Annotated in this window: 1 pseudogene; it reads left to right on the top strand. The window is 46.1% G+C overall.

Annotated elements, in window-relative coordinates:
- Positions 1-594: pseudogene (locus R7Q11_RS27840) on the top strand (ABC transporter permease); the annotation flags it as partial.

Below are 594 nucleotides of genomic sequence, written 5' to 3'. Positions count from 1 at the left end.
GTAGTTAAGGCACTACTCGGTCATTACCGTCGTTACCCACTGCAAATTATTCTCGTCTGGTTAGGCTTAACGCTTGGTGTTTCGCTTCTCGTTGGTGTTACTTCTATCAACCAACATGCGAAGCAGAGTTACGAAACAGGTGAGAAGCTTTTCTCAAACCCACTTCCTTACCGAATTCGTACCAAACATTCTGCAAATAAAATTCCTCAAGGTTTTTACATTCAGCTGCGCCGCGCTGGTTTCAACCAATGTGCGCCTTTCGACGTCCTTCATCTGGATGCCAAAACGGACATGAACTTGATGCTCGTTGGCATCGATCCTGTCGCAATGATCCCTCTTCAGCACGGCAAGTCACTTAATGAGATGCCTGTTCTCTCCTTGATGAAGCCGCCGTATCCGATCTTGATCAGTCAAGATTTGGCGTCTTACATGAACTGGCAAGACGGCGACTTTATTGAGTTGAATGACGGCAGCCGTCTTGGCCCTGTTCAAGTGGATCAAAACAAGCTCTTATCAGGTACACGTTTAGTTACCGACATTTCTTTATTAAGAATGTTGAAGCGAAGCTCGGGTCTTTCAGCGATTTCATGTGGC

The sequence above is a fragment of the Vibrio sp. 970 genome (genome assembly GCF_033339075.1).
The sequence above is the reverse complement of the archived record's forward strand: the minus strand, read 5'-3'. Positions and strand labels throughout refer to the sequence as shown.